At 59.1% G+C, this 12530-nt stretch carries 11 protein-coding genes; 5 read left to right on the forward strand and 6 right to left on the reverse strand.

The genetic code is table 11. From position 1 onward, the window contains the following. Positions 1-32 precede the first annotated feature (32 nt). Together GSQ82_RS01490 and GSQ82_RS01495 are read right to left on the reverse strand one after the other, a co-directional pair. The gene (locus GSQ82_RS01490) at positions 33-1229 is read right to left on the reverse strand and encodes an acetyl-CoA C-acetyltransferase (RefSeq protein WP_158790242.1); all 1197 of its coding nucleotides are present in this window, start codon (positions 1227-1229) and stop codon (positions 33-35) included. 571 nt (positions 1230-1800) lie between these two features. After that, on the reverse strand, positions 1801-2625 hold the full coding sequence (locus GSQ82_RS01495) for a hypothetical protein (protein WP_158790243.1): 825 nt from the start codon (positions 2623-2625) through the stop codon (positions 1801-1803). Between the two features lie 154 nt (positions 2626-2779). Here GSQ82_RS01495 and GSQ82_RS01500 point away from each other — a divergent pair, with 154 nt between their 5' ends. The 3 genes from GSQ82_RS01500 to GSQ82_RS01510 all read left to right on the forward strand — a co-directional run bounded on the left by GSQ82_RS01500 (position 2780) and on the right by GSQ82_RS01510 (position 6968). Continuing rightward, positions 2780-3880: an FAD-binding oxidoreductase gene (locus GSQ82_RS01500; protein ID WP_158790244.1), complete on the forward strand. Its 1101-nt coding sequence runs from the start codon at positions 2780-2782 to the stop codon at positions 3878-3880. A gap of 122 nt (positions 3881-4002) precedes the next feature. Continuing rightward, on the forward strand, positions 4003-5139 hold the full coding sequence (locus tag GSQ82_RS01505; protein ID WP_158790245.1) for a citrate synthase: 1137 nt from the start codon (positions 4003-4005) through the stop codon (positions 5137-5139). A 746-nt stretch (positions 5140-5885) separates the two neighbouring features. After that, the gene (locus GSQ82_RS01510) at positions 5886-6968 is read left to right on the forward strand and encodes a hypothetical protein (protein ID WP_158790246.1); all 1083 of its coding nucleotides are present in this window, start codon (positions 5886-5888) and stop codon (positions 6966-6968) included. 147 nt (positions 6969-7115) lie between these two features. On the opposite strand, the gene GSQ82_RS01515 is transcribed toward GSQ82_RS01510, so the two are convergent. The 4 genes from GSQ82_RS01515 to GSQ82_RS01530 form a co-directional block, all read right to left on the reverse strand. Next, on the reverse strand, positions 7116-8246 hold the full coding sequence (locus tag GSQ82_RS01515; RefSeq protein WP_254061343.1) for a sensor domain-containing diguanylate cyclase: 1131 nt from the start codon (positions 8244-8246) through the stop codon (positions 7116-7118). A 95-nt stretch (positions 8247-8341) separates the two neighbouring features. Then, a complete protein-coding gene (gene moaA, locus GSQ82_RS01520; RefSeq protein ID WP_254061344.1) occupies positions 8342-9448 on the reverse strand; it encodes a GTP 3',8-cyclase MoaA in 1107 nt (368 codons plus the stop codon). Positions 9449-9864: 416 nt separating this feature from the next. Continuing rightward, entirely contained in the window at positions 9865-10149 is a 285-nt protein-coding gene (locus GSQ82_RS01525) for a hypothetical protein (protein WP_158790247.1), read from the reverse strand. Between the two features lie 141 nt (positions 10150-10290). Further along, positions 10291-10563 (reverse strand): hypothetical protein, encoded by a 273-nt coding sequence (locus GSQ82_RS01530; RefSeq protein WP_158790248.1) that lies wholly within the window; start codon positions 10561-10563, stop codon positions 10291-10293. Positions 10564-10933: 370 nt separating this feature from the next. Here GSQ82_RS01530 and GSQ82_RS01535 point away from each other — a divergent pair, with 370 nt between their 5' ends. Together GSQ82_RS01535 and GSQ82_RS01540 are read left to right on the forward strand one after the other, a co-directional pair. Further along, entirely contained in the window at positions 10934-11674 is a 741-nt protein-coding gene (locus GSQ82_RS01535; protein WP_158790249.1) for an SIMPL domain-containing protein, read from the forward strand. 42 nt (positions 11675-11716) lie between these two features. Further along, positions 11717-12529 carry an acyltransferase gene (locus GSQ82_RS01540; RefSeq protein WP_158790250.1) on the forward strand — a complete coding sequence of 271 codons (813 nt, stop codon included), beginning with the start codon at positions 11717-11719 and terminating at the stop codon, positions 12527-12529. The last annotated feature ends 1 nt before the right edge of the window (position 12530 follow it).

Raw genomic sequence — 12530 nt, forward strand, 5'->3', positions numbered from 1 at the left:
GTTTCTGTCCTCGCTAACTTCAGACAACCGAACTACCGTTCCACCGCCAGCGCTACTGAGTTCCCACCGCCCAGACAAAGCGCCGCCACACCCTTCTTCACATCCCGCCGCATCATCTCGTGGATCAGCGTCACCAGCACACGCGCCCCACTCGCTCCAATCGGATGCCCGATCGCCACCGCACCGCCATTCACATTCACCTTCGCGGCATCCAGCCCAAGCTCCTTCATCACGCCCAGCGCCTGCACGCTGAACGCCTCATTCAACTCAAACAAATCAACTTCGTCCCGCTTCCACCCTGCACGTTGCAACACCTTCTGCACGCCCGTCACTGGAGCCAGCATCACCCACTTCGGCGCAACTCCGCTCGTAGCCTGCGCCCGGATCGTTACCAGCGCCTTCAAACCCAACTCCTTCGCCTTCGCAGCCGACATCACCACCACCGCAGCCGCAGCATCGTTCACCCCCGGAGCATTTCCCGCGGTCACCGTTCCATCTTTTTTGAACGCAGGCTTCAACGCTGCCAACGCCTCAAGCGCCGCGGCCGGCCGATCGACCGCATCCTCCCGAACACTCTCGTCGCGGCTCACCACCGTCACCGCGCCCTTCTTCCCCGGTACACTCACCGGCACCACCTCCGCATCGAACCGCCCTTCCTTCCACGCCGCGCTCGCCTTCCCGTGCGAGGCCAGCGCATACGCATCCTGCTCTTCACGCGTAATCGAATGCTTCTCCGCGACGTTCTCTCCCGTGATGCCCATGTGATAGTCCTCGCAAGCGCACCACAGTCCATCCTTCACCATCGAATCCACCACCGCCGCATCGCCCATGCGAAATCCCTTCCGCCCCTGCGGCAGCAGATAAGGCGCATTCGTCATCGACTCCATTCCACCCGCGACGACGATCTCCGCATCGCCCGCCATCACCGCCTGCGCAGCCAGCGCCACCGCCTTCAACCCCGATCCGCACACCATGTTGATCGTCATCGCCGACACTGTATCCGCCAGCCCACCCTGCAACGCCGCCTGCCGCGCCGGATTCTGTCCCAGCCCCGCAGGCAGCACGCATCCCATCAGGCACTCGTCCACGCTGGCCGCGTCGATCCCGGCGCGCTTCACCGCCTCGCGCACCGCAATCGCTCCAAGCTGTACCGCCGTCATCTCCGCAAACGCACCTTGAAACTTACCCACCGGCGTCCGCACCGCAGCCACAATCACAACATCGTTCATCAGAAAAATACCTCGACCAAAACTCTACTCCTCCATCGCACTCCGCACTAGCGAACGCCGCGCATCCTTGTCATCGCTGCTCATTTCATTCATCCATCATTCGCCGATCACTCACACATCGTGTCTCTTCTTTATGTCTCTCTTATAACGCGAAGGCCTTCTCTTCCGTCGCGCAGGAAACCAACGCCGCATCGTCTCACTCTCTTTTTCACCATCGAGCCGACGACAGCGAGAGTCGAAACGAGCAAGAGAAAATCTCTCCGACGACGTTCTCCTCATCTCCACGCGACGTCGAAGCATCGTCCGCGCAAAAAAAAGAAGTGCCTTCGCATCATTTTTTTCTTGACAGTGAATTTACGTAAATCTATACCTTCGTTAGCTGCAATGAAGCGTGTTGCAGAGTCAATGTCTAATCACTAGGGAGAATAGGCAAATGGCAGTCAAAAAAGCAGCGAAAAAGGCTCCAGCGAAGAAGGCAGCAAAAAAGGCAACCAAGAAGTAATTCAACCAAGGCAAACAAAGAGGGGGACGCGATAAGCGTCCCCCTCTTTGCGTCTACAACTATCGTTCGCTACTGCGCGCTCGCCTTCCCACCGTTCTTCGGCGTCGACAGATATCCCGACACCTTGTTCTTCTCAATCACGTTCACCACCAGCTCATACAGCACCGGATCCTTGCCCGTGTAGAACTGCACCGGCTCATCCAGTCCCTTGTCCTTCTTCTCGATATTGCGATCGTCCGCGCTCACATCCAGCGTGTAGCGCGAGTGCTTTTCGTCCGCCTTCTTCAACTGCAGCTTGATCGTCGACAGCAGCGTCGGCTTCGCACCCTTCTGCAGTGTGAACTCCAGGTAGTTGCGATCGCCCTTGTGCTTCAACACCTCCAGCTCGTCGTGATTGGTCGCGATCAGCCCGCTCATCACGCCCGCATCGCCTACCACCCGACCCAGCTTCGTCTTCGTCTCTTCCAAATCGGACTTCGTTGTCGCAACATCCGTCTTCACGCCGCCCACATCCGTCTTCACGCTGGCCACATCGGTCGACACCGCGCCGATCTGCTTCGAGTTCTTCGCCTCTTCCTCTTCCAGCCTGCTGTTCGCAGCCTTCTGCTGAGCAATGATGCTCTGCGTCCGAATCTCAATCTGCTTCTGCGTCATACCGACGCTCTGTCCCAGCGTCTGGCTCGTCGCCCGCAGCCGCGCATTGGTCGCCTCCAGCTGTTGCGACAGTTCAGCGTTCTTCTGGTCCGCCGCCACGATCTTCTGCTCCGTGGCACCCAGGTGATTTTGCAGCGCATAGCACCACACCAATCCGCCCAGCGCGGCGATCAACGCCACCGCAACCACCGCAAACAGCGCTCCCGAATAAGACCTCTCGCCTACGTACTCTTCGCTCATCACACTCTCCTCGTTCTCTACTTCAAGTTCTCTGCACTTCCTCTGCTGCTTCTACATCATCTCGCTGCGGCACAACCAACCCGCAAATCCCGGTAAACCAACACACCCAAACTATATCTCTCCGTCCGACTTTCTCTCCCACTAAACTTATCCCATGCCCCATCCCGACGTCTGCATCGCCGGAGCCGGTATCATCGGCCTCTCACTCGCCCTCGAACTCCACCATCGCGGCCTTCGCGTCACCGTCTTCGATCAAGGCGCTCCCCTCACTGAAGCCTCCACCGCCGCCGCGGGCATGCTCGCCGCCGCCGATCCCGACAACCCGCCCCAGCTCCGTCCGCTCGCCGACCTCAGCCTCTCTCTCTATCCCGACTTCCTCGAACGTCTCCATCAGCTCTCCCACCTCCGCGTCCCCTTCCAAACCCACACCACGCTGCAGTCGCTCCCGCATCACATCCCCAGCCAGCCCAACGAACTCACCGCATCCGATCTCTCTCATCTACTCCCCGCGCTCGTCCCCGCCCACCACCGCTTCCTCCTCCTCGACGAGCACAGCCTCGATCCCCGCCAACTTGCCCCCGCTCTTCACGCCGCCGTTCGCGCCACCGCCATCGACCTCCGCCTCAACACCAAAGTCCTCTACCTCCATCAGACGGATCTCCATCAGCCGAAGTTCCAGCCGACGAATATTCCTCAGACGAACGTCGAGGTCCAAACATCATCCGGCAAACTCCACGCCGCGCGCTTCATCGACTGCACCGGAGCCTGGTCCAACTCCCTCTCCCCCCTCCACCATCTGCACGTCACGCCGAAGAAGGGACAGATGCTCTCCATCACGCTTCCTCCAAAGTTCCCCTTGCACTTCGTCGTCCGCACGCCGGAGATCTACATCGTCCCTCGCACCACCGGCCCCAGCGCCGGCCGCGCCGTCATCGGAGCCACCGTAGAAGACGCCGGCTTCGACAAGACCCTCCACCCCGTCGACCTCGATCATCTCCGCACCCTCGCCTCTGCTCTCATCCCACCGCTCGCCCACACCGCGCAGGCCGATGCGTGGGCCGGTCTGCGGCCTGCCACTTCAGACGGTCTCCCCATCCTCGGCGCCTACACCAGCCATCCCAATCACCTCATCGCCACCGGCCACTACCGCAACGGAATCCTCCTCGCCCCCGCCACCGCACACGTCATGACGCAACTCATCGCAGGCGAAACACCCTCCATCGATCTCGCCCCATTCTCCCCGCAGCGAACCTAGCCGCTTCCGCGCATAATCCCTTTCTCGCACAGCCATATCGATATTCGCCCACTCCGTCGTGACAATGCTTTCTCCGCTGCGCTATAACCAAATGTATTAGTTTCACACTCGGAGAAACGCCCATGTCTACTACTGTCGTCGCACCGAAAGGCCTGGAAGGCATTGTCGCCACCAGCTCCGCCATCTGCTGGATCGACGGCGACGCTGGCGTTCTCTCCTACCGCGGCATCGATATACATGAGCTCGCCCAGCACTCCACCTTCGAGGAGTGCACCTACCTCCTCTGGTTTGGCAAGCTTCCCAACGCCGCCGAGCTAGCCGACTTCTCCAAACACCTCGCTGACGCGCGCAAACTCGATCCCAAGATCATCGACCTCCTCCGCAGCGTCCCCACAGACGCCACGCCCATGCAGGTCCTCCGCACCGCCACCTCGCTCCTCAGCATCTACGACGCCGACGAAGCCGACTGCTCCCACGACGCCAACGTTCGCAAATCCTTCCGCCTCACCTCGCAGATCCCCATGATCGTCGCCGCCTTCGACCGCATCCGCAAAGGCAAGTCCGTCGTCGAAGCAGACCCCGCGCTCTCTCACGCCGCCAACTTCCTCTGGATGCTCAACGGCGAGAAGCCCTCCGCCACCGCCACCCGCACCTTCGACGTCGCCCTCATCCTTCACGCCGACCACGAACTCAACGCCAGCACCTTCGCCGCGCGCGTCATCGCCGCCACCCTGGCCGACATCCACTCCGCCATCACCGGCGCCATCGGCGCACTCAAAGGCCCGCTCCACGGCGGAGCCAACGAGGCCACCATGCGCCTCCTATACGCCATCGACAAAGCCGGTGCCGACCCCACCGAGTACGTCAAGCTGATGTTCGCCGAGAAGAAAAAGATCTCCGGCTTCGGCCACCGCGTCTACCACACCGAAGATCCACGCGCGACCCACCTCCGCCGCTTCTCCGAGCAGCTCGGCAAAGACTCCGGCGACTCCAAGTGGTTCGACATGTCCCGCAAGATCGAGCTCTTCGTCAAAGACGCCAAGAAGCTCAACGCCAACGTCGACTTCTACTCTGCCTCCACCTACACCATGCTCGGCATCGACATCGACCTCTTCACCCCCATCTTCGCCATCAGCCGCATCTCCGGCTGGGCCGCACACGTCATAGAGCAGCACGACGACAACCGCCTCATCCGCCCCCGCGCCGACTACACCGGACCATCCTACCCAGCGCCCTACATCCCCCTCGAAGCCCGTTAATCCGTCTCCTGCTGCGTGCGGAATACCCGCGCAAGCTGTCAAGCCCCAAAACAACGAGGACCCGCTCCAACCGCGGAGATTCGCGTGGCGTACAAGTTACCTCCAACCAGCTATACTGGATATAGAAGATAAAAAGCCTCGGCAGATGCCGAGGCTTTTTGCATTGGAACAGGATAAGGAGGCATCTGACGAATCCGCGCTGTAGCTTCTGTGTACCCAACGTTCCAGTAGCCTGTGCACTCCAAGACCTTAGCCTCGACGCTCTAGCCCTGTGCGCCAACGCTCTAGCCCCTGTGTACTCCAAGACTTCACCTTGGCACCCTCATGCTTTTGCTTCTGAGGTAACCCAAGGCTTTAGCCTTGGGCCTCTCAGCCTCGAAAAAAAAGGGGGCTTTAGCCCCTGGGGTATGCCTTCTCGTCAGCGGCCAAGCAACCCAAAGCACGGCAAATTTATCCCCCAAACGCACTAAATCCTTTGGATGGAAATATTTACCTGTAACCCACATAGAATGAATATTTTACAAGGAGCTAAATTATCAAGTATAAGAAAATAAGCAATTTAGATATACCAACCCCCAGGGGGTGGGGTACCCCGGACGACCCATCGAACGGACGCACTCACCTCCCATCGCAGTAAGGCGTCATAGTCCCCACCGACATCTAGTTCGACCTCGCGGAGTGTCTTCCGTCCAACACACGCCACATAACAAACCGCAATCTGCTCTAGACTGTTGAGTCACACGACCATGACGAACTCGCGCCGCCACAAACCGACAGGCCTCCTCACCACCATCCTCCTCACCGCCAGCCTCGCCGCCACTGCGCCCGCAATCCAAGCCTCTCCGCAACACACCACCGCACTCCAGCCCGACGCCACCGCCCCCCATCGCACCCGCCTCATCCTCAAGGACGGCACCTACCAGGTCGTCATGAGCTACCGCGTCACCGGCAATCTAGTCCGCTACATCAGTGCAGAGCGCGGCGGAGCCGAAGAAGAAGTGCCGCTCTCGCTCGTCGACCTAGACGCAACCCACCGCTGGGAGCAGAGACACGCCCAAGCTCCCACTCCCAACCCAAACTCTGACGACCAGCAGACCCCTCCTGCCATCGACCCCGAGCTCCTCAAAGAGGAGGCCGACCGCGCCGCCCTCACCCCCGAGGTCGCCAAAGATCTCCGCCTCCCCGAGCAGGACAGCACCCTCGCGCTCGACACCTTCCACGGCACACCCGAACTCGTTCCCCTCGCCCAGACCGACAGCGACCTCAACCGCAACACCGGCCACAATCTCCTGCGGGCCTCCATCAACCCACTCTCCGCCGCCCACCCCATCGTCCAGCTCAAAGGCGAGGCCTCTCCCCTGCAGCTCCATGTTCCCGATCCCGTCTTCTACCTCCGCATCGGCGACCAGAGCGTAGGCGACACCGCCGGCACCCCGCTCACCGTAGACACCCACGGCGCCACCAGCCGCGCCGAAAACGACCCCAGCGGAGGCGCAGCCACCAGCCGCTACGTCGTCGTCCGCGCCGACATCCGCACCAATGCTCGCCTCATCGCCAGCTTCCGCATCAACCTCTTAGGCTCCGGCCAGCGCCAGGAGGATGTCGTCGAGACCACCACCGAACTACTCCCCGGCGGACACTGGCTCAAGATCACTCCGAGCAAGCCTCTGGACTTTGGCGAGTTCGCGCTGATGGAGGTGATCTCGGACAAGGCCGTCAACCTCGGCGTCTGGGACTTCGGCATCCACCCCGTAGCCGCCGAAAACCGCGACGTCATCAAGCCCGAAGCCCGCCACCGAGTCAATCTTGAACGCCACGCCCCCGACTAACCCAATCCCGAGCAACGCGAGGACCCAGCCGATCACTCACCCCGACCGGTACAAAAGTCACGAAGTGACCTCTCCACGAGCAGTGGGCCCGTCCGGCAGGACAAATATCCCCAAGAAAGAGTTAACGAAAAAGAAAACAACAGGGAATCATCGATCGCGAGGCAGCGCCTCGCGCCCAGCATAGATCTCGCCAACTGCCTGCCGCGAACCGCTTCCCGTCCTGGCAGCATGCGGCCTTCCCACCAGGCCTCTGCCCGCAACCGCAACGTTGTCCCGCGTCACTTTCGCTTCATACATCATCGTGTCCGCGGAGCGCAGGATCGTCGCCACCGTATCTCCGTCCTCCGGATAAGTGGCCAGTCCAAAGCTTCCCGACACGCTCAGCGAAAGTCCCGCGCCCTCCAGAAACCGCGCCGCCCGCAGATCGTCGGAGAGTGCCATCGTGGTCCCGGTCGCCGCCGCCTTGCCCATCCCCGGCAGCAGCGCCACAAACTCGTCGCCGCCGTACCGGAACGCAGCATTATTCGGTCCAAGCGAGCGCTTCATCAACCCGCCGATCTCCGCCAGCAACCGGCTTCCTACCAGGTGGCCATGCGTATCGTTGACGGACTTGAAGTAGTCAAGATCAACGAACATCAAACTAAACGCCCCACGCTTCGCCACCTGCTCCTCCAGCATCGTGTACAGATGACGCGCATTGAAGAGCCCGGTTACGTCGTCCGTAATCGTCAGCTCCTGGATCAGCGTCATCGACCGTGCATTCTGGATCGCGATCGCAGCGTAGTCGCACAGAATGCGCAGAAAGGAGATCGAATACTCGGACATCAGGTCGAGCTTGCTGTTCAGCAGCTGGATCACGCCCAACGTTGTATTGCCGGACTTCACCGGTACGCAGGCAATCGACTTGATCTTCAGGTCCGGATGCTTGTTCGCAAACGCAGACCAATGAGCGTCCAGCGCAACGTCCGGCACCACCAGCGGATTACCCGTAGCCGCCACCCAGCCCGCCACGCCCTCGCCCAGCGGAACTCGTAGACCCTTCAGGCTCTCCGCGTTCTCCGCAACTGCGATCGCGTAGTACAGCTCCCCGGCCTTCTCGTCGACCATCAGCAGCGACCAGCGTTCAGGGCCGAAAAACTGTGCCATCTTGTTCATGATGGCCCCCAAGATCTCTTCCAGCTCCAGGCTCGAGGTCAGCGAACGCGCCACATCGTGAAACACCCGAAGGTGATCCATTTGACGGCTCTCGATCACCTCAAACGGTCGTCTGTCTTTCACTCACTGTTCCTTCTTCAGGTCTATCACAGCTCAGATATCACGGGTGCAAGGATCGCGTGATGTCCCCGGATCGGAAGCTCAGGAATACACACCAATCAACCACCAATATGAACCATGTTGCGAGACGGCTTCTGGAAATCGGATTCGCCAATGTGATGCCGCGCTTCTTTGCGCATCACGATCTTACGGATATACGCAGCCAGTTCATCATCCGTTCCGCCGCGTACCATTTCACCATACAGGTCATGGTCACTCTGAGAAAACAGGCAAGTTCTGATCTTCCCATCCGAGGTCAGGCGAACGCGGCTGCAATGACCGCAGAACGGCCGAGATACCGGAGCGATAATCCCGATCTCACCCAGACCATCGTCAAAGGTAAACCGCTTCGCCGTCTCGCTGGCCGCATGCGGAGGCAGTTCCACCAGTGGACGGTACCGGTGAAGCCGCTCCACAATCTCGTCCATCGAGATCACGGACTCCCTCTTCCAGCTTCGGTCCTCTTCAAGCGGCATCCACTCAATGAATCGCACGATCACGCCCTCGCGCCGAGAGAACTCCGCAAACTGCTCGATCTGTCCGTCGTTGAACCCGCGCAGCAACACGCAGTTCACCTTCACCGGTCCCAGTCCGACCGCCTGAGCCTTCCGCACACCTGCCAACACCCTGTCGAAGCTACGCGGGACGCGAGTAATCGCAGTAAAGGTCTCCGCATCGACAGCGTCCATGCTCACCGTGACGCGACTGAGCCCAGCATCTTTCAGGGGTTGGGCGAGACCTTCCAGCAGATGGCCATTCGTCGTCAACGCAATATCCAGCGGCAGACCCGCCTTCGCCGAATCATCGGCCTTGGTTCCATCAGGAAGGTAAGCCGTGCGCATCGCCGACAGCTCGCGCACCATCTCCACCAGTCCTGACCGCAGCAAAGGTTCACCACCCGTCAACCGGACCTTCTCTACGCCCAACGAGACGAACACCCTCGTCATCCGGAGATAGTCTGCGATTGCAAGCTCGGTGTACTGAGCGCCCTCGTTACCGGTCCGGCAGTAGACACACTTGTAGTTGCAGCGATCGGTCACCGAAACGCGCAGGTCCGTTATGGCCCGGCCAAACTTATCCCGTAGCCTACTCAGGCCCTCAGGGGTTTGCTCCAGAACCGCGGTACTTCCATCGCGAATCGTTCGAGAAAACATCGTGGCCGCCATGTGCTTCGCTTCTATGGAAATTAGATGCGTTCGCTCAAAAATGGGACCAAAATCCGCGCCCATCCCTCTCTATTCAGGGTAAATGATCCAAACATCGGAGTTCGAGCTAAATTTCCGTCCTAGGCGATACGTTACTGCGTCCGGCACTGAAAAAATAGTTCAAACTCATGGCGTACTTTCAGGTCCCGAGATGCGACCTGCTCATAACCACGTTTACCACGCAATTCACCACAACTCACCAGCGAAAGACCACGTTCGGGCATTCATTTTTTACAAAATACGCCCAAATAAGCGAAAAACGTCAGCCGGCCACCACGCAGATTTTTGGCAATAGCGAGCAAGGCAGATGTCGCCAAAAGGGACAACCCAGCGTTGGCTGCTCCCTCGCAAACGCGGCCCGGCAGTCCACTCGACCGTTAGTAGCTGATGAACTCGTTGCTTCCGCGCTTCAGACGAACGCCCAGAATGCCGAACACAAGAGCCGCTGTGAACGTGATTGCGTTCCAGTACACGATCGGATGGGCGAACCCAGGCGACAACGTGCTGTCCTGCCCGCTCCACAGCGTCAGCAACGTCGCAACGATCAAGCTCTGGAAGCAGAGTACGAGAAACAATTGGCCGCGACGCCGGCGCTTATCCAGCAGTTCCACCTCATCCGGTGTCAGGTTGCGTTCTTCGATGGGAAGCAGGGTGTTCGCCATTGCGTCTTGATCTCCGCGTACTCTTCGGTCTGTATGAGGAGACGATATCTTGCGGACATCATCTCCTGATGTATTAAATCACAGCCTGTGCAAATGAAACCAGATCAGAGAAGACTCTGGTTTGAAAAGTTCGAAAACGGGCTAAATAAACGCGACAGACTGAATTCCGACTACATCGAAGCGTTTGCGGCAACGGACGTTTTTGCAGCCCATCGGGTCGTCGCGACGGACCATGTAGCTCTGGGCTTTGGCAAATCTGGCGCGGTCGCGATCATCGGCTCCCCGAGGCAGTTGTGCCTTCTTCCGCCTTACGACCCATTCGATCTGATACTCCCCCTGCTGCCCGCAGTGCGGACATGTCATGACATGGGTACGTTGTTCCGGCCGCTCATCAAAAAAATCTCTTTCTTCCATAAATCACCCCTTGGCCCGCATCCTGGAGAGCGCTACTACATGGCTGATAGTCGAGCTTCAGACGATCCGCGCAGTCGCTTTTATTGTATAAGCTCAGGAGTACTTCGGCGGGTTATGACTGAACCTCAGGACCAACACTCAGGCATAATCACGAAGTACGTTCGAGAGGATATGGACGGTTCAGGTTCATCATGACTAAATCGAAGAAGAAGACATTTTCGAAGATTAAAGCGGTCAAAGCAAACGCCAGGACTCGCGTCGGCTCTCCGCCACCAGAACGCGTCCTGCCTGATCCTAAACAGAGGGCCGCGTCTAACCCGAAGCACAAAGAGACCCTTGCGAACCTGCTTGCTACGGAAGGAGATCCAGCATGAACATCTCTCGCCTCACTGCCATCGCGCTGTGCAACATCGCGTTTGTATTCGCCCTGCCTCTCGGTGCTCAGACCATCGCAGTCAATAAGGAAAACCGTACTATCGCGATCACCGCGACGGACAAGGTCGTCGTCATGGCTGACACCGCCAGCGTCCATATCGGCTTCATCGCCTACGGCCCCGACAGCGACTCCGCCTACGCCACAGGATCGCGTAGCTCAAACGCAATCATCAAGGCAGTGAGTGCGGCAGGTGTTCCCTCTGACGCGATCGAGAGCGAGAGCCAGAACGTCGCGCCGGTGCAGGAGTACCAGGTAGATAAGCTGACTCCTGCCGAGAAGGCCCAGCGCAAGTTCCAGGTCACCCTGAGCTGGACCGTCCGCACCTCTGCCGACGACGCTGCACGGATACTGGACCTCGCCGCTAAGGCAGGAGCGAATCAATCCGGCCAGATTGATTGGATGCTGAAGGATGAGAATGCTTCTCAAGCCGAGGCTGCAGCGAAGGCTCTGCAGCGGGCCCGTACTGTTGCGGAGCAGATGGCAAAGGGGCTCAGCGTACGGCTCGGAGCGCTTATCTACGCCAGCAACGAGACCCAGGCTGAGCCGCCGCGTCCTATGATGATGCGTGCCGCACCCGCAACCATGGCTATGGCGGACAAGGTGCTTCCTTTGGCGATCAACCCTCGCCGTATCGAAAAATCAGCTACCGTTTATGCCGTCTTTGCCATCGAATAAGAAGACAGGCAAATCCGAGACAACCGAAAGTTACTGAAAACTATGCCAATCCTTCCATACCGCGAACTCAAGCCGACTCCCGAGGCCGAATCCATCTATACCCGTTGGCTGGCGTATCTGAACGAAGAGTTCACCCGGCACCCATCGCCTGACCGCCGGGCCGACGTCGTGCGCGACGAACTCTATCAACTCTACCTGGGACATCCTCGCGGAGGCCGCGGCAAGCCGACTCTCAACAGCGAACTTGGTATGTACTCTCTGCAAGAGTCCTTTGACTGTCGCAATGTAACTCTTGAGCCGGAGTACTACGGAGACGTCAACGCCGAGCAGTATGCGCTGCGTAAGCCTTTGATCTGGTTCTGGCAGATGTTCGACCGCTCGCCTCTGGGACTCAACCACTGGCTGGGCTTCCGCTTTCGCTGCATGCTCGGAAAGCACATCTTCAAACATCTCGGTCAGGGCGTGAAGATCTTTCACAATGTCGAATTTACCTATGGCTATAACCTCACCATCGAAGACAAGTGCACGATCCACAAGAACGTCATGCTCGACGATCGTGGCGAAATCATCCTTCACGAGGGGACGAGCGTCTCCGACTACGCGAATATTTATAGCCACACCCACGACATCAATCACCAGGCCGACGTTACGAATAAGGTCACTGAGCTTGGGCCGCGTGCGCGGGTTACATATCATGCGACTGTGCTGGCCGGCGCCAGTATTGGAGAGGATGCGATGCTGGGTGCGCTCGGCCTTGCGACGAAGCCAGTTCCACCGGCTACAGTTGCGGTTGGCATTCCAGCTAAGGTCAAACGCAGCAAGAGTGCCCCGGAACAAGCACAAGAGCAGAAGTAGA

Origin of the sequence: Granulicella sp. L60 (genome assembly GCF_009765825.1) — a bacterium.
Taxonomy (GTDB): Bacteria; Acidobacteriota; Terriglobia; order Terriglobales; family Acidobacteriaceae; genus Edaphobacter.